The organism is Shewanella donghaensis (assembly GCF_007567505.1).
GTDB lineage: Bacteria > Pseudomonadota > Gammaproteobacteria > Enterobacterales > Shewanellaceae > Shewanella > Shewanella donghaensis.
The window spans coordinates 4264507-4286275 of the sequence record NZ_CP041783.1; the positions used below are offsets into that span (position 1 = coordinate 4264507).

The 21769-nt window shown below is 39.2% G+C and carries 18 protein-coding genes; 7 read left to right on the forward strand and 11 right to left on the reverse strand.

The genetic code is table 11. The features are described from left to right. Positions 1-3: 3 nt before the first annotated feature. Positions 4-858: a pyridoxal kinase PdxY gene (pdxY, locus tag FPK91_RS18155; protein WP_144213069.1), complete on the reverse strand. Its 855-nt coding sequence runs from the start codon at positions 856-858 to the stop codon at positions 4-6. A 422-nt stretch (positions 859-1280) separates the two neighbouring features. Here pdxY and FPK91_RS18160 point away from each other — a divergent pair, with 422 nt between their 5' ends. Both FPK91_RS18160 and FPK91_RS18165 read left to right on the forward strand, forming a co-directional pair. Continuing rightward, entirely contained in the window at positions 1281-2237 is a 957-nt protein-coding gene (locus FPK91_RS18160; protein WP_158638098.1) for a hypothetical protein, read from the forward strand. A 483-nt stretch (positions 2238-2720) separates the two neighbouring features. After that, positions 2721-4190, forward strand: a complete 1470-nt coding sequence (locus FPK91_RS18165; RefSeq protein WP_144213073.1) for a carbon starvation CstA family protein — start codon at positions 2721-2723, stop codon at positions 4188-4190. Positions 4191-4867: 677 nt separating this feature from the next. Here FPK91_RS18165 and FPK91_RS18170 read toward each other — a convergent pair. Next, positions 4868-6790, reverse strand: coding sequence for a putative bifunctional diguanylate cyclase/phosphodiesterase (locus tag FPK91_RS18170; RefSeq protein WP_227006617.1), 1923 nt, complete (start codon positions 6788-6790; stop codon positions 4868-4870). A 736-nt stretch (positions 6791-7526) separates the two neighbouring features. Between FPK91_RS18170 and FPK91_RS18175 the strand changes: the two genes are divergently transcribed. Together FPK91_RS18175 and FPK91_RS18180 are read left to right on the forward strand one after the other, a co-directional pair. Continuing rightward, entirely contained in the window at positions 7527-8318 is a 792-nt protein-coding gene (locus FPK91_RS18175; RefSeq protein WP_144213074.1) for an alpha/beta fold hydrolase, read from the forward strand. Between the two features lie 189 nt (positions 8319-8507). Then, the gene (locus FPK91_RS18180; RefSeq protein ID WP_144213076.1) at positions 8508-8888 is read left to right on the forward strand and encodes a hypothetical protein; all 381 of its coding nucleotides are present in this window, start codon (positions 8508-8510) and stop codon (positions 8886-8888) included. A gap of 11 nt (positions 8889-8899) precedes the next feature. On the opposite strand, the gene FPK91_RS18185 is transcribed toward FPK91_RS18180, so the two are convergent. Beyond that, a complete protein-coding gene (locus tag FPK91_RS18185; RefSeq protein ID WP_227006618.1) occupies positions 8900-9817 on the reverse strand; it encodes a LysR substrate-binding domain-containing protein in 918 nt (305 codons plus the stop codon). A gap of 183 nt (positions 9818-10000) precedes the next feature. Between FPK91_RS18185 and FPK91_RS18190 the strand changes: the two genes are divergently transcribed. Continuing rightward, positions 10001-10969, forward strand: coding sequence for a TDT family transporter (locus FPK91_RS18190; protein WP_144213080.1), 969 nt, complete (start codon positions 10001-10003; stop codon positions 10967-10969). Between the two features lie 126 nt (positions 10970-11095). On the opposite strand, the gene FPK91_RS18195 is transcribed toward FPK91_RS18190, so the two are convergent. From FPK91_RS18195 to FPK91_RS18210, 4 genes are all read right to left on the reverse strand, one after another. Next, the gene (locus tag FPK91_RS18195; RefSeq protein WP_144213082.1) at positions 11096-13447 is read right to left on the reverse strand and encodes a penicillin acylase family protein; all 2352 of its coding nucleotides are present in this window, start codon (positions 13445-13447) and stop codon (positions 11096-11098) included. Between the two features lie 208 nt (positions 13448-13655). Further along, positions 13656-14375 (reverse strand): YccT family protein, encoded by a 720-nt coding sequence (locus FPK91_RS18200; RefSeq protein ID WP_144213084.1) that lies wholly within the window; start codon positions 14373-14375, stop codon positions 13656-13658. Between the two features lie 138 nt (positions 14376-14513). Then, a complete protein-coding gene (locus tag FPK91_RS18205) occupies positions 14514-15170 on the reverse strand; it encodes a sulfotransferase family protein (RefSeq protein ID WP_144213086.1) in 657 nt (218 codons plus the stop codon). 331 nt (positions 15171-15501) lie between these two features. Continuing rightward, a complete protein-coding gene (locus FPK91_RS18210; RefSeq protein ID WP_144213088.1) occupies positions 15502-15780 on the reverse strand; it encodes a peptidylprolyl isomerase in 279 nt (92 codons plus the stop codon). Between the two features lie 150 nt (positions 15781-15930). Here FPK91_RS18210 and FPK91_RS18215 point away from each other — a divergent pair, with 150 nt between their 5' ends. After that, entirely contained in the window at positions 15931-16575 is a 645-nt protein-coding gene (locus FPK91_RS18215) for a DsbA family protein (RefSeq protein ID WP_144213090.1), read from the forward strand. Positions 16576-16651: 76 nt separating this feature from the next. Here FPK91_RS18215 and FPK91_RS18220 read toward each other — a convergent pair whose 3' ends face one another. The 4 genes from FPK91_RS18220 to FPK91_RS18235 form a co-directional block, all read right to left on the reverse strand. Continuing rightward, on the reverse strand, positions 16652-16957 hold the full coding sequence (locus tag FPK91_RS18220; RefSeq protein ID WP_144213092.1) for a DUF1330 domain-containing protein: 306 nt from the start codon (positions 16955-16957) through the stop codon (positions 16652-16654). 57 nt (positions 16958-17014) lie between these two features. Next, on the reverse strand, positions 17015-17365 hold the full coding sequence (locus FPK91_RS18225; protein WP_144213094.1) for a putative quinol monooxygenase: 351 nt from the start codon (positions 17363-17365) through the stop codon (positions 17015-17017). A 484-nt stretch (positions 17366-17849) separates the two neighbouring features. Continuing rightward, entirely contained in the window at positions 17850-18080 is a 231-nt protein-coding gene (locus tag FPK91_RS18230) for a cytochrome c3 family protein (RefSeq protein ID WP_144213096.1), read from the reverse strand. Between the two features lie 378 nt (positions 18081-18458). Beyond that, positions 18459-19055 (reverse strand): SOS response-associated peptidase, encoded by a 597-nt coding sequence (locus tag FPK91_RS18235; RefSeq protein WP_144213098.1) that lies wholly within the window; start codon positions 19053-19055, stop codon positions 18459-18461. A gap of 306 nt (positions 19056-19361) precedes the next feature. On the opposite strand from FPK91_RS18235, the gene FPK91_RS18240 reads away from it, so the two are divergent. Then, on the forward strand, positions 19362-21599 hold the full coding sequence (locus FPK91_RS18240; protein WP_144213100.1) for an acyl-CoA dehydrogenase: 2238 nt from the start codon (positions 19362-19364) through the stop codon (positions 21597-21599). The last annotated feature ends 170 nt before the right edge of the window (positions 21600-21769 follow it).

Consider the following 21769-nt stretch of genomic DNA (forward strand, 5'->3'; position numbering starts at 1 on the left):
TAGCTAAACCTTAATTGCTTTATAATTGCTTGTTGGGTTAATTAATTCAGCCTGTGCAGCAATAGTTTGTAATTCCCATTGTTGACATGCTTTCGTCGTCATTAACACGCCAAAGCAAGCATTAGTGGCATGCTCAAATGCTTCTACTTCATTCATTCCAGTTAATAAGCCTCCAGTAAATAGCGCAGAGATTAAATCACCCACACCTACAGGTTGCTTATCAAATTCAAGTTGTGGTCGCTGAGTGATATAGCAACCTGACTGAGTGGCTAACATCATCGTAAACGTGTCATCGGCGATACTGTGTAGATGTTTTACTAAAACGATTTTAGGCCCAAGAGAGAGCGCTTTTTGGCAAGCGAGTTTTGCTTCCTCTAAATTGCTAATCGCCATGTGTGTAAATTGGCTTAATTCAAACTGGTTGGGCACGATGACGTCTGCAATTGGCATAACATCATTAATTAGTTGCTCGGTTATTCCATCAGCCAGAATACAGCCTTTTTCAGGATCGCCCATAACAGGGTCGCATACATAGATAGCTTTGCTATTTTGTGCTTTAACTTTCGTTACGGTAGCAATAATTGCTTGGCATTGTTCTGCACTGCCTTGATAGCCAGATAACACCGCATCACAGTCCTGCAGTTTGCCAATGTTTTCAATCCCACTCACTAGATCATTAATATCATTTGCTGAGAATGCTTGACCCGTCCAGCCTTGTTGATACTGGGTATGATTAGAAAACTGCACCGTATGTATCGGCCAAACTTCTAAGCCCATTCTTTGAAGAGGAAAAACTGCAGAGCTATTACCCGCATGACCAAAAACAACATGTGATTGGATTGAAATAATCCCTTTCATCTACAGACCTACCTTTTCTTTTTGTGGTGAGTGCTTTACTGGCATCTCATTAATATTTGCACTTTAGATATGAACTTAAGATACGAACTCAATATTGGCAATGAGATAATTAACCAGAGGTTATAAAGGCTCATCGATATTAAATCAATACCGTTAATTATAGTCTGCGATCTTGTGTCGTGATGAGTGGATAAGGCTAAACATTTAAAATTTTCATAATTCACACTATTAATATTCATGTTGGAGGAGAATGTTACTTTTTAAACAATTTTATATCGATTGTTTTTGGCGGTATTTACATCTCAATAGTGCTGTTTACTTAATAGCAGATAAATTTTGTGAATAAGAACCCTTCAGCGACAATCTCGCATAAGCGTATGCCATTTAGATTTTACGTGGCTAAAAGATATTATTGGGTGCCTATGGATATGTTGTTAAATACTAATAAAGTGACTCGTATCGTTATCGATGATGTATTGGTGCAGTATCAAATATTTGATACAAATAGCCCCGTAATGGTGACATTTCCGCCAGGAACTGAATTCTTATCCAAGGCTCAACTAACAGAATCTAAGCCCGCTTGGGCTTTTAAATTTTTTGCAAAGCAAAAAATGAATGTTATTGCTTTCAATCATATTGGCGAAGAAAACTATTTTGATTCACCAGCTTTGGCCATATTTATCCAAAAATTAAGTAAAGAGCTGGAAGTTTTCCCTGAAGCTATTGGTTATGGTGTGAGTCGTGGTGGATTTGCTACAGCGCTATTTGCTGATAGGTTGCAATTAAGTCGCGCATTGTTATTGATGCCTGTAAGTACTTATAATTCTGGCATAGCAGTATGGGATCCTAAACTCAAGCAAGGTGAGCCCAAAAGCCGCAGAATAATCTCGTTGGATGCGACGGTTTGTAAAACCCCGCTAACAATCATATACGATCCGCTGCATTTTGCAGACAGACGTCATAAGCAACGTTTCTTGTCATGTGTTGAAGCATTTGTTATTCCAGGTGTCGGTCACCGAATAGCCAGAGCTTTACAGGATATGGGCATGCTAAAAAATGTAGTTCTTGAATTTCGTCAGGGCGGCATCAATGCACAGAGGTTTTTTGTGGATTGCAGGAAGCGTCACAATTTATCTTACTATTTTAGAAACTTTTATAAAGTTGCTGAAGGCAAACTGACGCCAAGAAGATTGTTCATTATCTATAATGTAAAACTTCAAAAATCTTTAAATCTTAAAGAGTTTGATATTCACAAAATTAAATTGAAATTATTAGAAAGTACAGATAAACGTGTCAATAAACTCTGTGCATTTATCCATAACAAAAGCATGTTGACTGTTAAAACTTTTGCAGGTTCTGGTGCCTTGTTTTTTTGTTAACTCATCAATAAGAGTGGCATGTAGCTGATAACCAGTTAGTGCTAAGTGAGGACCGTCCTGTAGGCAAAATCTTATTTACGCCACAATAAAGCTGAGGCACAGATATAGATTGGACTGTCTTTATGTCGAGATTCTTTGATGTGTGAGCTTTTTGAAGAAAACATTTTGGATGTGGTTCACAAAAATGAGTTTTAACGGCGAGCTTGGCTATTAGTAATTAATCTACAACTTTGAAGCATAATTTCAGCGCTAATCACAATAAGACCAAGAACTGCCCATTTATAGGATTTTAGGTTCTTGGAATACTGAGTTTGATATATTGTCAGAATCATTTTTTCGCTGAATTAGTAATATAGTAACATTTCAACGATTTGATAGAAGCAACCCCTACTTTGGTATAAGGGCGGATGGCTTGACCAATGTCTGTAACTACATGACACTCAATGCTAACCAAATACCCTATAAAGTATGGATAACTAAAAAATGCTAATTTTCTTAATTTGTATTGCAATGTTAATCCTCGCTTACAAGTTCTACAGTCCTTTCGTAGAGCGTCAAGCGGGCATTGACCCTAATGCAAAAACACCTCAAGCACGTTTTGATGATGGGGTTGATTATGTCAAAGTCCATCCTGTTAAAGCGTACCTTATTCAATTTCTAAACGTTGCTGGTGTCGGTCCAATATTTGGTCCTATCCTCGGTGCTTTATACGGTCCAATCGCATTAGTGTGGATTGTATTGGGTAACATCATTGGTGGCGCTGTTCACGATTACTTCTCAGGTGTCATGAGCATTAAAGAAGACGGTAAAAGCTTACCTGAAATCGCTGGCCACTATTTTAATGTTTACTTTAAAGGTGTGATGCTGGTTTTCACCGCGATGTTATTGTTCTTCGTTGGTGTCGTCTTCATCATGAGCCCAGCGGGTTTATTAAGTAACTTAGAATTCTTTGAAGGGACTATTTTTGCTAACAATACTTTCTGGGTATTGCTGATTTTAGCTTATTACTTCCTTGCGACAATGTTACCAATCGATAAAATTATCACTAAATTATACCCATTATTTGGGTTGTTAATGATAGTGATGACAGTATCTATTGCAGTTGCACTACTTATTAGCGCGCCTCAATTACCTGAAGTTGGCGACATTTTTGCCTACTTTGATCATAGCCATTACAACAATGATTTGCTTGAACCTAATCCTGATGGGTTACCCGTTTGGCCATTGTTATTTGTTACCATTACCTGTGGTGCAATCAGTGGATTCCATTCAACACAAGCACCTATCATGGCGCGTTGTTTGACCAATGAAAAATATGTTCGCCCGGTTTATTACGGTGCGATGATGTCAGAAGGTATTGTTGCTTGTGTATGGGCTACAGCGGGTATTGCTGCATTCCCTGGTGGATATGTAGAGCTTAAGAGTATCCTTGATGCGGGTGGGCCAGGCCTTGTAGTTAACCAAGTAGCGACAACTTACCTTGGCGTCGCTGGTGGTATTATGGCAATTATAGCGGTCGCTATTTTCCCAATTACCTCAGGTGATACTGCGTTCCGTTCATTGCGTTTAACCATTATTGATGCGTTTAAAATTCCGCAAAGTATGCGTAACCGTTTGTTACTAGCGATACCCATTCTTGTGATTGCTTACTTCATGACTAAGATTGACTTCTCATTAATCTGGCGCTATTTCGCATTCTCAAACATGTTACTTTCAACCAGTGTTTTATGGTTAGCGACTAAGTACTTATTTGACCGCGGCACATTCCATTGGATTGTGAGTTTACCTGCCATTATTGGTACGTCTATCACGGTATCTTATATTATGACTGCTGGTGTAGGTCTTGGTTTGCCACAACAAATGAGCCAACCAGTAGGTATCGCAGTGGGCGTTATCTGCTTAATAGGGCTTATTTTTGCGCATACTAAACGCAAAGTGATTGCTGCTTCATAAGTATTAACTTGCTTAATCATGTAATCAAATATTGTTGAGTGCGTGATGAATGATTTAAGGGCTGCATTGTGCAGCCCTTTTTGTCTTTTTGTCTTTTTGTCTTTTTGTCTTGTTGTCTTTATGTTTTTTTGTCGTTATGTTTTTAGATATGGGTTTTAGTTATAGCTTGTAGATATAGCCTGAATAAATAGACTCTAGTTCTAAGTTTTAGATACAAACTCTCGTTCTAAGAGCTAATTATAGCCGCTTGCAAGGGTTACACGAGGCCGTAGACTGGTTCGATAGGCACAGCTTATTTAAATTATTTTTACGATAGGAGTGGAGCTCACGAGCTTTAGTATAAAAACAGGTCTCTCAGTCAGAAGACAAAGATCGTTTCATCGCTTTTATAGTGAAGGTTTTTTAATAATGTGTTGATGGGTATTTACATATGTGAGACCAGCACTAATCTCCTGAAAATCAATCTGACACCATGTTGGGGCTGTTATTTAAGCGCTCATAGTCTAAAGCGCTCATGGAAAAAAGTGCTCATGGAAAAAAGCGCCCATGGCCTGGCAACGAATGATTTGATATTTAGATATAGGCTATATTAAGGCTGGAGTGTATCCAACGAGGTTTACATTCAGTATTTGATGACTGTTTACTGACAGATGGTTTATTCCTCACTGATAGATTAATTACTCTTCACTAGGAGACGGGTTGCAGACACCGGTACCGGTAAGCGCAATATGATTAAGGTTATTTTTAATTACTTTTGAACCGACATCATATGAGGTTTCTGGGCGGCTAATCAAATAGCCTTGAACACAATTAATCCCCAGTTTTTTGATTAACTCAAATTGAGATGCAACTTCGACCCCTTCAGCAACCACTTTCAAATCTAAGGTCTTACCGAGGTCGCTTATTGAATTTAAAATTTTCTCATATTTAGGGTTAATCGTTGCTTGATCAATAAATAATTTATCAATTTTAATTACATCAACAGGTAAGTTGGCCAATGTTGAAAGTGAACTAAAGCCGGTTCCGAAATCATCGATAGCAATTAACACACCTTGTTTACGTAGATTTTGTAGGTCGTTAATTATGGCTTCTGATGCATGAATTAAACATGATTCAGTAATTTCTAGTAATAAAGCTCTTGGCGGTAAACCTGTTTTACTCAAGGTATCCATAACCCAGTCATACAGTGGTATATGCTTTAATTGAACCCCAGAAATATTGACCGCCATCCGGACCTTATTCATGCCGGCATTATGCCATGCAGACATTTGACGACATGCTTCAAATAAAATCCAATTACCTAACTCGAGTATGAGGTTTGAATCTTCAGCAATAGGGATAAATTCAGCTGGGGTAATCGGTCCTTCGACAGGGTGATTCCAGCGCACTAAGCATTCAAAGTAATCGATACTGCAATCCTCAACACTCACAATGGGTTGGAAAGATAGAGTGAAGTTTTGTGCGGCCATAGCTAAACGCATTTCTTCTAATAAATAGTGGTAGCGTCGAAGTTTATTGCCCATTTCTGGCGAGTAAACACGGAAAATGCCTCGGCCATCAGTTTTGGCGCGATACATGGCAACATCGGCCATTTGCAGTAACGTATTGGGGTTAGAAGCACTGTCAGGATAAACTGCGATACCTATACTGGCGCCAATTTTAATAATTTTATTGCCTAATACAAAATCACGTTCAATTTCTTGTAATACATTTTTAGCAACATCCACTGCACGATCATCATCTGTAATATCATCAATAAATATAGAAAACTCATCACCACCCAAGCGAGCTAAATTGAGTTCGAGATTTATTGAAGCCCCCACTTTGCTTAGGCCATGATTTCTTATAACAGTCGATAACCGGTTAGCGACTTGAATCAATACTTCATCACCAAAGCTATGACCAAAAGAGTCATTAACCTGTTTAAAACCATCTAAATCAATAAACAATAATGCTTGTTTTATACCTTCTTCTTGTGCCCGCTGTAACTGACTTGCTAGATGTTCTAGGTAAGCGTGACGATCGGCAAGGCCGGTAAGTTTATCTTGGAATATAGTAATTTGAGTGTCTATATTGTGTTGCTTTACATGCTTATTTAGCTCGTTTAAGGCGACACTAATTTGTGACAGTGTACTTTTAGAAGGGCCATTGGGGAGTTTAATCTTAAAGGTACTTAATAATTTGTCTGTTTCATTACTGATAAAATCCAGTGATGCACTGTTTTTCCTATCAGATTTAGCTTTGATATAAAAAGGGATAAAACAGGCAAGAAAAAACATCAAAAGCAGCGGGACATTACTAAACATCATCATCGCCAGAAAAACATCTTTAACTTTTACTACGCTGAGTTCATCACCGGTGCGATCGAGTACGGCAAAGTAATGTTCTTTAGATTTAACAATGTCATTTTCTAAAAAAAGTAACGCTTCTAAACTCTCATTAATATCGACAACATTGGCGGCGTTTAGTGTCCTAAATTTATGATGAAAGTTTTCATTATCAATGGCATCAAGTCCCTGACTAAAACTAATAACTAGTAGTATGTTCAACATCATAAAAAAGCTAATTATCATGAATATGAACTTGGTAATTTTAGTCATAGAATTTCTTAATCAAAGTCTCAAAGTAAGTTCAGGTTTGTTCGTTTTTAGTTTTGTGTAGGTGGCATATTTGTTTCATGGTTGTAACGGTGTGATTATAGGCTCTATGTAGGGTGCTTACAACTACTTTGGGGCGTTACACTTGTTAATAAAATGAGTAAATTTAATGGATTAGAGGTAAGTGGCTATATTTAAAATGCAGAGATACACCATTAATTATATAAACAAAATTAATGCGGAGGTGTTGATTTTAGCTTAACGATAGAGCCATTGTAGTCGCTTATAAAGCCAACATTGCTATCCCAGTTTATGGCAAACGGTAGCTTTAGTTAGGGCGTTTTTAATTCCAGTATGGCCTAAAATTCTTGTTGATAATTGCTTGCTACGGCTTTTTTATATAAGTGGTTTTATTTACTTTAGAGTAATAGTTCTCTTTTTAGTCAACTATGATGACTATAATTTTTTTGAGTAAAGAAGTCTGTTCTTAATCGTACATTTTACGGCGCTTAACTTGCTGTTAGCTTAGTCAGAAACTATTGGGGTTACAGATACTTGAAAACCTTTAATTTGTAACTTCTATTTTTGTCATCAATCTGTCTCAATTTCACGCTAATTTAGTCAATTAGGTTTATTGTGCATTACGTGGTTGATAGCTTGTGTGAACAAAATAGCTAGTGTGATAAATATAACGAATGTGAATATTAAAATAACCATATCTCGATAGGACAACAGACTAATGACTACATGGGTATTACTTAGAGGCTTGATGCGTGATAGCCGTCATTGGTATGGCTTTGATGATTTAATCAAAGAACATGGCATTGAGGTGCTGACACCTGATGTGACAGGTAATGGTACTCTTGGTGATTTAACAAGTCCGCTGACTATTGAAGAATATGCTGATGATGTGTGGCGCCAAATTGATGCGCAAGTGTGCGAAGATACTCAATGTAGCCTTATCGGGGTGTCGATGGGCGGTATGCTTGCGCTTGAAATGGCCAAACAGCGACCACAAAAAATTAACCAAGTTGTGATGATTAATTCCAGTGCGGGTAATGTTTCTCCATGGTATCAACGCTTTCAAGTTATCCCGTTAATAAAAGCCATTGGTCGAGCGAATTGGCGAATTATTCTAGATAAATTGAGATTGAGTCGAAAAGGAAGATTACAACGGGCACATCTCAATTTTGTTGAATCATGTACCTTAAACTACACCACAATGTTTAAGGGAACAGATGAATTGGTATTAGCCGACTGGAGCCTAATGCGCCGCGAAAACCATACGAGTATTGTTAATGGCGCAAGGCAACTATTGGCTGCGGCTAAGTTTAGCTGCCCTAAAAATATTGCTGCAGAGGTTTTTATTATTGCCGCAAATCAAGATAACTTAGCTAATCCTAAGTGCAGCGAAGCTTTGGCGAGTTTCTATCAAACGAAACTTATGCGTGTGGAAAATGGCGGACATGATGTGACCCTAGACCAACCTGAGTATGTGCTGTCGTTATTGCAAAAAATATTACCGCGTTAATCGTAATCTTAGTCTTAGTCGATGACTAATGAGTCATCATTCAGTGCTGTGATCGCAGCCTTTAATATCCAGATTTTACTAAAAATGGTATTTATCAATATTCCATTTAACGAGCTGTGTTTGAGATAACGGTTTATATTTTAAAAACCAGTATAATCATGCTTAAGCCTATCAATCGTGGAAAAAGCTGTGCTGACAAAATTAATCGTAACCTTATTAGTGATACTTGCTTGCGTGATGTATATACGTAGCGGTCGCGCGAAAAAAGAATCGCCGGCATTAGTTTCAATGGGCAGTGATTCTTCGCCGTTATTTTCTAAATTGATTATATATCCGATGATCGCGGTTTCTATGTTGGCGACAGCCGCCTTTTGGGGCTGGTCATGGTATGACGATAATACGATCGTGGAAGTCACTATCTCATCGCCAGTTGAAGCCATGTCAACCACTTACCAAGTGCGCAAAAAAGATATCGAAGCGCAGCGGATCACCACTATTGATGGCATTCAAATCCGCTTGTCAAATCAAGAACGTATAACGGTAGCATCTTCATCTGTGGAGCTTCCTTAAGCTCAAATTACTTAACAGGTATTCTTTTTCGCGCCGTGTATTGAGGTCTGTTGCCATTGCTGACAAAAGGCCATAAAGCTTTTAAGCAGCGGATTTTGATATTTATCTTTATGTACCAATAGCCAAAAGGTCCGTGGCATTTCAATCGGGGGTTTGTGTAAGTTAACTCGGCCACTTTCAACCGCATATCGGGCCGCTAATGTCGATAAACACCCCAAACCTAAGCCTGCAGATACGCTGCTAATTAGTGCCTCTGTGGTATTAAGCTCAAATGCCAGCTGCCACTTGTCTAGCTTTGGTGCCAAAGTATTGATAAAGCATTCTCTTGAGCCTGAGCCTGCCTCTCTTAACACCCATTGATTACTTTCTAAGTCTGCCACAGTTGGTTTAGTACACCTTGCTAATGGGTGATCTGCAGCGCTAATAATGCACATTTGATCATGACTAAATGGAATCGAGATAAGATCTGGGTGATGGTTTTCGCTTTCAATCAAGGCCACATCTAATTCAAAGTCTAATAGCTTTTGGCAAATAGAGGCTGAATTTGAAATAGTTAAACTCTGTGAAAAGTGTTGCTGTTGTAGTCTAAATTGACTCAATAAATAGGGACTCAGGTGATTGCCGATAGTGTCACTACTGCCCAATCTTAGTTGCCCAGTTAAAGCTTGATTATCATCAAATAACTTATGGATATGCTTAGCACGATTTAATAACTCATCAGCAAGAGGTAATAATTTTTTTCCTTCTTGATTAAGCACCAGTCGATTGTTTACGCGATCAAATAAAGGATGACCTAGGTGCTTTTCAAGTTCAGCTAATGCCATGCTAACGGCGGCTTTAGATAAGAATAGTTTCTCAGCTGCTGCTGTCAGGGTTTTATGTTGAGTAATGGAGTTGAAAACATTGAGCTGCTTAAAAGAGATGTTCATCGCCATTCTGCCTTCTATCTTTCAATATTACGTTTAGTTTTTCTTAACCTTTGTTTTTAATTATTGGATGTATTCGAACGAACAGCAAGAGTAAAATCAACTCAAGTTTAAAACAGTTAAACAATTTGAAAATGCTGGTTCAATCGTTGATGTATCCACCGACAGAGCTAAGTTGAGGTCACTATGATAAACATTGCTAAACGTAAACTAATGGCAACCCCTACACCTATGGCAGGTTTAGCACTAGGTATTGCAAGCTTGGGTTGGTGTTGGGAAAATCTCGCAGACCTACAAGGTTATGGCCAGTGGTGCAGTGCAGTTATAGCCAGTGTGTTATTGGGGATTCTTGGGGGGAAATTTTTGTTGTTATCTCATACTTTAAAGGACGACCTAGCTCATCCTGTTGTGGGTAGCGTGGTACCAACATTCGCTATGGCAACCATGGTGGTGTCTAATTCTCTTGGGCAATTTTATCCTCAAGCCGGTGATGCTTTATGGCTATTTGCTGTTGGACTTCATATCGTATTTCTGATTAGCTTTTTATATCATCGCGCTAAAGTGTTCGAATTACATCATATGGTGCCAAGCTGGTTTGTGCCGCCAGTGGGCATTATTGTCGCTGATGTGTCATTTTCTGGGAACCCGCAATTAACACTTGTTGCTCATGCTGCATTAGCCTTCGGTATGCTTGCTTATGCAGTGATGTTGCCAATGATGATTTATCGATTATTGTTTACCCATGAAGTGCCTGATGCTGCTAAACCGACATTGGCCATTTTAGCCGCTCCTGCAAGCTTATCGTTAGCAGGGTACTTAACTGTTACAGCGACACCATCACCGATTATTATTGCTTTGTTGTTTGGCATTGCAGTACTCATGACCAGTATCATTTACTTAGCCTTCTTCAAGTTATTAACCCTACCTTTTAGCCCAGGCTATGCTGCATTTACTTTTCCGATGGTGATTGGTGCGACGGCATTATTTAACATGGTTACTTGGATGGAAAGCATCAATATGGCAGAACAGTATATTCAACAAGTGCGCGTACTTGCCACCATCGAATTATCGATAGCGACAGTGGTAGTGGTATATGTGGCAGCGCGTTATATCCATTTCTATCAGCCGCTTCGTAATAAAACGGCACTAACTTAATTAAATAGTACAGTTAATTAAATAGTACAGATAAATAAATAGTACAGATAAATAGAATAAATAATGAATAGAAGCATCATTTACATCCGTTTAAATGACTATCTTCGCTGCCATTTATTGTGCAATTTACAGAGGGTTAATGACCAGCTTATGTTCAATCTCTAAAGGCAGTAAAGGGGTGTGGTCATTACGAACATATTGCTTATAGCCGCTTCGATAATAGGGTGACAATGGATGGCCTGACTGACCGCCAGGAATACTCATGATGGCATCTTGTTCATTACCAGGTTGCACAATAAAACGCTGTGATGCACCAAAGGATTCACGCTGAACTGCTGGCATGAAGCTGTCGCCGTAACCTTGCACCGATGGCATGTCTAGCCATTGACTCAGCAAGGGCATTTGTTTAGAAAATGGATGCTTAATAGCAAGCCTATTAACCTCTCCCCAGCGCAAGTCGCTCAAGTTATTCTCTTCACTGTGTTGATCTAATAATCTTGTTCTAGCTTGTTGGTATGCGCTAATAGCAAAATCATCCCAGTTGTTGTGCTGTGTTGGTAACCAACTTTGTGGTTGCTGTTGAATGAGTTGCCACATCGGTGTTTCTAAAACACTTTTTATCACTGATAAGCCGCTGTCTTGCAGTGTTAATTGAGTTTCAATCGGCGCAAAAGTATTATCTATCATCGTCGTTCTAAAATGTCTGACTAAGGTATAGCCGACAGAGTCAGCACAAGCACAATTGCCCCACTGGTTGATAAATTTTATATCTTCAGCAAAGGCCTTAGGTTGTTGGCTGAGTAATGTCAGCAAGTATTTTTGCCAAGGTTGTAGAAACCTGGCTTCATTATCGAGTTGTAGGTTAAAAAAGTCGCTTTCGTTAAATTGCTCTTGTTCATGCAATCGGTCACGAATTTGTTCAGCACGCGCACCAAGGGCATAACCACCATCGCCAAATTCAGCTAAGTCACGTGTTGAGATGACTCGTGAGTTTGCGGTCCAAATTCGGTGATCTTGTGGGTTAATAAAACTTGGAGACGCTATTCTTTGCTGCTGCCACGCTTGGGTCTGAACCTCTTGTGGAACTTGTGCGGTATTAGCTGGGTTGGAACGTGCTGGCAAAGCACCAGCAATTTTCCAACCCGCATTGCCCTTACTATCAACAATAAGCATGTTTTGTGCGGGTATTCCTATACTACTGGCGAGTAGGGCAGCTTCATCAACTGAGGTTGCTTGTTCAAGCGACAGCAGCGTCATATTAACGGCAAAATCTTGGTGAGCGACCCACGCTAGGGCATAATTTTTATTATTAATGCTTTTTATTGGGCCAAACTCTGTGACTTGCACAGTATGCATAATTTCTGATTCTGGTAATTGAATTGGCTCATATTCAATGTTAATTTCAGTATTATCGTCAATCTCCACCCAGTCTGCAGTATCGACATAGCTATTAGTGAAACCCCAAGCCAGCTTGCCATTAGAACCGACAACAATAGCAGGTGCACCTGGCAGGGAGACGCCTGTTACCTGCGCCATGCTACTTTTCGAAGGCGTTTTATCTGTATTGTCTGTATTAAGAGGGTAATTCAGTTGAGCTCGATACCAAATAATCGGCACTGCAAATGAAAGGTGCATATCGTCGGATAGCATCGCATGGCCAGATTGCGTCAACTGACCCGTAACAGCCCAGTTATTACTGCCCACTTCTAATGGTTCAGGGATCTCGGTGATAGTGGCTTGGGCTAAAAGCTGAGACTCTAGCTCTGGAATGTTGCCCTCGTAATAAGGTACTTGGCTGTAATCTAGGGAGACTTGGTGATGACTAGCTTGTGTAATGAACTCAAGCATCTCTTGTCCAAAAGCATCTTGCAGCTGAGTTAAGGCCATATCGCGCTTGATTGTATTACCTTGTAAATCAAGGTACATGCTGTAAATCACCAATATACTGTCTGTTTCATGCCAAGGACGTGGTATTGAGCTAGTGAGTAAATATTCAAACGATGACAAGTTTTGATCATTTAACGCAGCATTCACCCCTTTGGTATAGGCTGTAAGCGTATTTTTTTCGATTAATGGTAAGCCGTCAAAAATGGTTTGGGATCGTTTTCGGAGTTGGTGGAAACGTCGACTCTTATCTCTTTCAAGCGCCATAGGGCCAAATATTTCAGATAATTCACCAGCCGCATTACGACGTAATAAGTCCATTTGAAAGAAACGATCTTGGCTGTGGGCGTACCCAAGCGCATATGATGCATCAAGGCGACTATTTGCTGTGATGATGGCGCTTCCAAGCTGATCACGTTCAATGGTGACTTTAGAAGAGATATCTTTGCTACTAATCTGAGCATTTAGGTCTGGCATACTTAGACGTAACACAGCGTAAATAGCCAGCAATGTCAGCATGAATAGCAAAACGATGATGGTTACAGTGTATTGAGTAATTTTTGATTGCAGCACCTTGGCAAGGCTAATAGACATTTTTGACGGTCCTAAAGAATATTGCCGTCTATCATAACCAAGGTTACTACTTTGTTAACAGCACTTTATGGATAGAGTTTACATTTAAAGAGAGAATAGGATTAGAAGAATTGCAGGATGCGTTAGCAGCTCAGGTGGTTTTAATCCTTTGAACTGCTTAACTATTGAGAATGAGGCGGTTTTAATTGCTCACACAAATAAAAACTGTCTAATGGCTGTTATTCACTTTAGCTTTAAACTTAGCCTTGGTCTCGTCGTTGGCTTTGTTATACCAATAGTCGAGCATTTCAGTTATTTCTGCCTGATCTTCAGCGATAGTTTTTGGGGCTTTTACAATAGGCTGAGTCGTTGAGGTGGTTGCCACTACCGCTGCTGCAACCGCAGCTGGGGCCGTTATTGTTTGGGAGACAGGGGTTGTTATCGATTCAGAGGATGGTTTCATGACTGTTTCTGAAATACTCGCCATGGCAGCAGGCTGATTAGTGAGGTTATATTCGTTAATCTCTAGCTGGTATTCACGCCCAAGTTGCAGGCCTTCTTTTTTTAATAATCCTTGTTCAAAATTCACCGGTTTATTTTGGCTATTTACCAGCGTGAATTTGGGAGATTGATTAAAACTATTGGCATTATTTTTATTGCGAATATTAGGTAATGAGATTTCATAGCGTTCATCTTGAGCATTAAACTTTAGGATGACAGCTTCAGATTTAAATTGGGTTTGTGTGCCATGATCACGGTAATAAGTCAGGTAACGAAAGACCAGTTGGTTTTCACCTTCCACAAGCGGTACTTCATCGTCAAATGTTTTTTCTTGGCCATTTAATACAATAACTTCAACACTATTGGGAATGTCTAATACGCCAGCGGCTAATGCAAATGGCGTAGTCAGAATGGTGAGTAATCCGATTGAAAGCTGTCTTAGTTTCATTGTATTCCCTGTCTCGTTTCTAAAGGTGTGCAAAAGTTGAATATCTTATTAGCTGGTGCTTCTTTTCAAAGCGTGAGCAACACATCTAAGTTATAGCAAACAAGTTATAGCAAACCTACTATCGATTACAAAAATCAGTTACAAAATGGCATTTTTAATTGAAGGTGTTTTGTAATCGAAGAACTTTCTGTGTTCAGGACCTGCTAGGTTGGTATTGATTTTATTGGGGTGTTTATACTCCCCCCAACTTGCCACATGCGTGCCGACATTGAGCACTGGAAACTCGGTCATGTCGCTATCTTCAATACCAATAAATGCCAGCAGCGTTTGCAAGCTATTATCATCTTTTAGCTTGATCGATAAAAAGTTGTCTCTATTTTCAAAATAACGATTAACGGCTTGTTGATGGTCTAGGTAACACTGTTTTAGGCGCGCTTCATCAAGAAGGTTGTCAGCCGTTAACGGGCCAAATACTTGTTTAAAGCAGCGCTTGAGGATGGGATGAAAAGTCCCTGTTTTATCGGCAAGGTTTGGGCGCATTTTAGTGAGCAACATTTGTATTGATGTCACCCAGCTGTCAATCGGGCGGTCAATATAGACAAACTTGGCATTAGGAAATAACACATCTAATTGCGGGTAGTCACAAAAGCAGGGCACGTCAGAAACCACATCAGCGACTTCAAATGCGCGTTTAGTTAACCCTATATGCGCCACTTTCAAGCCATGTTGAAGTAACGCTACGCTGATGCTGGTGGTGCCAGTTCTTGGCAAACCAATAATAAACACTTTGTTCATTGTTTCTCTCAAATAATACACAAGAAACACTGATGTTAGGCTTGGGTATGATGAAGTAACGTTATGCTAAATGACTTGTTCAAGTGGTGAGCAAAAACCTTATGTACGGTAAAGCACTTTAGTAACATAATCATTGCCAGTAACTTGGTTGGCTGATTTATGTTCTGTACAACACTTTAGCAACGTAATCATTGCCAGTAACTTGGTTGGCTGATTTATGTTCTGTACAACACTTTAGCAACGTAATCATTGCCAGTAACTTGGTTGGCTGATTTATGTTCTGTACAACACTTTAGCAACGTAAACATTGCCAGTAACTTGGTTGGCTAATTTATGTTCTGTACAAAACTTTAATCACATGCCAGCCGAATTTAGTTTTAACTAAATGGGGGGTGAGTAATTCACCTGTAAAGCAGACGCGATCAAACGGTGGTACCATTTGGCCTTTTTTAAACTCACCAAGATTTCCGCCACTTTTTCCTGAAGGACAAGATGAATGCTTTCGTGCTAGTACGTCAAACTTAGCGCCGTTAGCAAGTTGCTTCATTAAGTCTTCAGCTTGGGTTTTATGTTTTACTAAAATATGCAGTGCAGCGGCAGTTCTGGCCATGGGGGACTCTCCGATCATTAATGCGCCGATTATACCTTGTTTAGCGTTAAAATTTGAACCGAATTTAATTGCCGAAAATTCCGTCAGGTTTCTCATTGAATTGATGTTATAACTGTTTAATTCAAAGACTATTTATTGTTAGGACTGCACATGCAACAGGTATCACATACTCAAATACAACTTTCTTATGTTTATGATCCAATGTGCAGTTGGTGTTGGGGATATCGCCCTACTTGGCTGGCGTTAGAACAGCAAATTAAAGAGCAATTACCGCAAGTCAATATTTGCTACCGTCTGGGCGGTTTAGCCCCAGACTCTGATGTGCCAATGCCACAGGAGATGCAGCAATTTTTGGTGCAAACATGGCACAAAATTGCCAATCAATTAGGGACTCAATTCAACTTTGATTTTTGGACGCAATGTCAGCCAAGGCGGTCGACTTATCCTGCATGTCGGGCATGTCTTGTTGCTAGGGAATATGGCTTAGAGTCACAAATGTATGCTGCTATCCAGCAAGCGTATTATTTAGATGCGCAAAACCCATCAGATGACAGTACGTTAATTGCACTGGCCAATAAACTTGGTATTGATGTGGCGCGCTTTAGTGAGCAATTAACTTCACTGGCAACTAAGCAGCAATTTAAAGAAGAACTGCAATTAACGCATTCGTTACCCATTCAAGGGTTTCCATCGCTGGTGTTAAGTATTGAACAAAATCACTTTTCGATTCCTATCGATTATGTCAATTTTCAAACCAGTTTGGATGCCATTAAAAAAGCCTTATGTACACGCTAACTAATGAGTGAACGGTAAGGCTTTTTTAAATCAGCGGGTTATCTCTCTTATAGGCTTTTGTATGAGTAACTGAGCGTTAAGCTAAATCATCCTTTGCTTCAACGAGCGCATGATGGCTGACAGAGCCTGTTGTGCGCGCTTTCAAATGGGGTACATAACCAGGATCACTCATAAAGTTCATTGCAGCTTCTTTTGAAGGCCATTCAATTAAAATACGTAAGGCTGGATCTTCACCTACGCCCTCTAGGCGTTCATGGCTATTAGTTCTTGCAAGATATTTTCCGCCGTATTTAGCAACTAATTCATTAGCTAGTCCAATATAATCGGCTACCCATGTGTCGGTAGTCGGGGTCACTTCAAGTACAGAGTAATAAGTTGACATAATAGTGATGCTCCAAAATTTTTATCGTTAGAATGAAAGTGATTGATTCTTTAATAACTAGCGTGCAAAGCCACCGAAAGGCTTAAGCCATAATGGTGCTAATACGGCATGGCGAGCGCGTAATTCGTCAGGTAAATCACCAAGATGAACCATACGAGTCGGTTCGGCCGCAGCTACCCAACGCTCAGCGAAATTATCCCAGTTAGTGATATGTATATGGGCTGATTCAATATCGGCGAAACGTTCATACACCATCACATCGCCTTCATCTGAAACATAGTATTGATAGTTAATTGTCCCCGGTTCTTTTTCTGTTTCAGCAACAATTTCATTCATGACAGCTTCAAACTCTTCACGTTTGCCATCTTTCAATTTTGCTTCAACAATCCAACCAATATTAGTAAACATAATCAGCTCCAATTTCATATTTATCAGAAATTTCTGATATTTATTTAATGGATATAAGAAGAACCCGTCTTGGTATATCCGTATTTGCGACTGTGAGTTATTAGTAACCTGCAGTGCTCAACAACTTGGATATAGATTAACAATTTATAAAAAAATGATAATACCGATGTTTATCTAAACAGTTTTTAGTTTTTATTGATAATAGCTTTAGTTGATATGACCTAAGAAACACTGAGGTATTGCGTGTAGGATGAATCGCCAATTAATGATGCTGTTTTTGAAAGGTATTACTTGATGGTAATTGCGATCTAATAAGGAATCGTCAGCTAATTAAGGGATCAGGGGATTATTGATTTTTAGGCACAAAAAAACCAGTTGAGCGACAACTGGTTTTTAGTTCTCTTTACAGAGTCTTTAACTTTTGATGTTTACACTAGCTTGGCCAAATCTGGATTATGGGCAATCTACATCAAGGCTAAATTGATTATTCTACAGTGTGACAATCAGCACATTCAGCGATAGTTAGGTCTGGTGTGTGTATGTCTGTATCTAATTCGTGGTGGTCAGTAAAACCGTGACAATCATCGCAAGTTGCGATGTTTGCTTCCATTTCAGTATGCTCTTCAACATTGATAGTATTGTGACAATCCACACAATCAACAGCAAAAGCAGAACCAGCAAAAGCAAGGGCAGCAATCATAGCTAAATATTTCATAGTAACTCCATCATCAGTTAAGGGGCTTTATCGCCCATGCTAAGTACCAAATACTATGGCCTTAACAAATCGCGCATACTCAATGAACAAATCTCTTAATGAAAATAAATCCGTTACTTCAAAACTAAGAACACTGAAAATTGGTTAGCACTTTATTAAATTAGTACGTGTAATACAGGTTTAACTGTCTTACTTACATACCATCTTATCGATTTATGTTAATTGAAACTTAAAATACGCTTTAAAGCTACAATTTTGCGTTTTCTAGCATATTTAAATGCCAAGGTTGTGATCTGCTTAATAAAATACTAAAAATTTTAAATGTGTCAAAGGGCTTATATTTAAGGTATTTGAAAATACTCGTCTCCATTTGACCAATCATGCCGCACTCACATTTATCCATTTATCAGGCAAGGCTGTAAGCAGTGATTTAACTTGTACGGCATCTTGATGCAGCCAAGGATTGATTTCAGTTGAAGGTATAAACAATGGCATACGGTGATGATATTCGGCGCACTTATCATTGGGCGCAATTGTTAATGTCACTAGTTGTTGGAGCTCTGATTGCTGAGCAGGATAAAGTATCCCTGCCATAAATAACGGCTTATTAGCCGTATGACTGAAACGATATTTCTGTTTCTTAGCCTGGCCTTCGTCACGCCATTCAAACCACCCACTACATGGAATAATACATCGCTGTTGTCTAAAAGCACTGGCAAAAGTTGCTTTTTCATTAACCGTTTCTGCTTGTGCATTGATGATGATTTTCTTTGACCAAGCTGGCTGAATTCCCCAGAGAGCGGGTACAGTTTTTATTGAACAATGTGGTGATAGCGTTTCTGCGGATGACGTTATAGCCGTTATTTGATCTGTAGGCCGTAAATCTAGGTTTGTTTGTATAGAGAGAGGAATATCGAATAAATTATCAAGCGTAGCTTTCATTCTATCAAATAACACTTCTATTCTACCGCACATGTTTCAACTCTCTAGTACTGGACCTGTAATTTAAAGTAGCATTTTTATGGATGTCACAGTGCTTATCTTTATAAAAAACTTGTGTGATTATTGCTCATAATACAAAAAATTCAAACGAGCGTATAAATTTTTAAATTATTTTTACCTTCAGCGTACACGTGTAAGTTAATGAAATTCTGGAAATTATTTTTATATGTTGCTTTGTTACTGTAAATATTAGCTTTATTTTACAATTAGAATATTTGATCTAATTTGATTTTTGTGACGTAATGCACACTATTATTCTGGTCTGATGAGTGTAAAACTATGAGCTTAAGAACAACATTTAAAAAAGTATTGCCAAGTATTTCAACGACAGAACAAGAAGCGTTAGACGCTGGAGATGTTTGGTTAGAGGGATCAATTTATCAAGGTATTCCTGATTTTGCTGCCTTACGTGATATTCCAGGTGCAGCGCTGACTCTTGAAGAGCAAGCTTTCTTAGATGGCCCAGTTCAAACATTAATTGAAATGGTTGATGATTTTGGCATTCAAAATGAAAAGCACTTACCAGACAATATTCTTACCTTCCTTAAAGAGAACAAGTTTTTCTCTTTAATTATTCCTAAGTCATATGGCGGACTTGAGTTTAGCCCTTATGCAAACTCAACGATTGTTGCCACCATCGCAGCTAAAAGTTCTGCTGTAGCGGTGACTGTTATGGTTCCTAACTCCCTAGGCCCAGGTGAGTTATTAATGCATTACGGATTAGATAGCCAACGTGATTTTTGGTTGCCACGTTTAGCTAACGGCTTAGAAATTCCATGTTTTGCATTAACAAGTCCTGAAGCGGGATCTGATGCTGGTGGTATCCCTGATATTGGTACTGTCACTATCGGTGAGTACCAAGGCGAGCAAGTATTGGGTTTATCAGTAACATGGGATAAGCGTTATATTACTTTAGCCCCTATCGCTACTGTACTCGGTTTAGCGTTTAAAGTAGAAGATCCAAAAGGTTTATTAGGCGGCAAAGAACAGCTTGGTATTACCTGTGCACTTATTCCTAAGGCTCACCCTGGCGTACAACTAGGTAACCGTCATGATCCTATGGGTTGTCGCTTTTACAACGGTACGACTCGTGGTGAAAATGTATTTATCCCGATGGATTTCATTATCGGCGGACAAGAAAAAATTGGTCGCGGTTGGCAAATGCTGGTTAGCTGTTTAGGCGCTGGTCGTGGTATTTCTCTGCCAGCTTTAGGTGTTTCAGTTAGCCAATGTTCATTTAAATCTTCTGCTGAATATGCAGCAGTACGTGAGCAGTTTGGTTTATCAATTGGTAAGTTTGAAGGTATTCAAGAAAAGCTTGCAGACATTGCGGGTAAAACTTACTTACAAGAAGCAATGCGTGTGCTAACAACAGAAGGTCTAGGCTTAGGTTTAAAACCTTCTGTAGTCACTGCAATTGCTAAGTATCACATGACAGAGCTTGGACGTGATGTGTTGAACTCTGCAATGGATATTCAGGCGGGTAAAGCGATTCAGCGCGGACCACAGAATACCTTAGCATCTGGCTATGTAGCTCAACCGATTGCTATCACCGTTGAAGGTGCCAACATTCTAACCCGTAACTTGATGATCTTTGGTCAAGGGGTGATGCGTTGTCATCCACATTTACAAAGCATGGTTGAATCAATTCATAGCGATGCAAGTGATGCTGACAAAACCTTCAACAGTATCTTTAGAAAAACCGTAAGTTACAGTGTTGGTAATAGCTTACGCGCATTTAAATTAGGTGTATTGCCATTTACTGCTCCAGCTTCATCTGCGTTGCCAGAAGTTATCGGTTATGAAAAATCAGTGCATAAGCTTGCTTCTAAACTTGCTGTTTATGCTGACTTTTCACTATTGGTACTTGGGGGCAAACTTAAGCAAGCTGAAATGTTATCAGCGCGCTTAGGTGATGTGATGAGCTTCTTATATGCTGCTATGGCGTCAATTCGTTTTTACGAAAATAAAGTATCAGCAGAAGAGCGCACGCAAGCTAAGCCATATTTTGATTACGCAACACGCTGGGCATTATGTAAAGCTGAAGAAGCGTTGCTCGCTTTCTTAGAAAACTTCCCATCTAAGCCTACACGTCAGTTTATGCGTTTAATTACCATGACTTACTCTGGTAAAATGCTAAAAGTGAACGATGATTTGGTTAGAGAACTTGCGCATCAAGCACAGCTTGATACCACATTTAAAAAGCAGCTAACCCATTTAGTTAAGCCTGTAGCAGGTGATGGTAATTACATTAATGAGCAAGCATATTTAGCTAAAATGGCTTGTTTACCTATGCTAGCTAAAGTGAAAAAAGCACTTAAACAGCGAGTATTTAAAGCGGGAATTAAATTCTCTCTTACATTGGATGCAGCACTCGAAGCTAAAGTGATTACTGCTGATGAGCATCAACAACTGCAAGATTACAACTTGAAACGTGAACGTGCGATTCGTGTTGATGAGTTCGATTTTGATATGAACTTAATTTCTGATAAAGCAGATTTGAAAATTGCGAACTAATATCAATTAACCTCGATCTAGTTTGCACAAAAAAAGCCGCTTAATAGCGGTTTTTTTACGTTTACAGCTTTGCCTTTCTAATATACGAATCATTAAACTTTAACCTGATCACGAAATGGGGCTAAAGATGCATTTTGTAAAATTATTAATCGTAAAACTTTGAGGTTTGT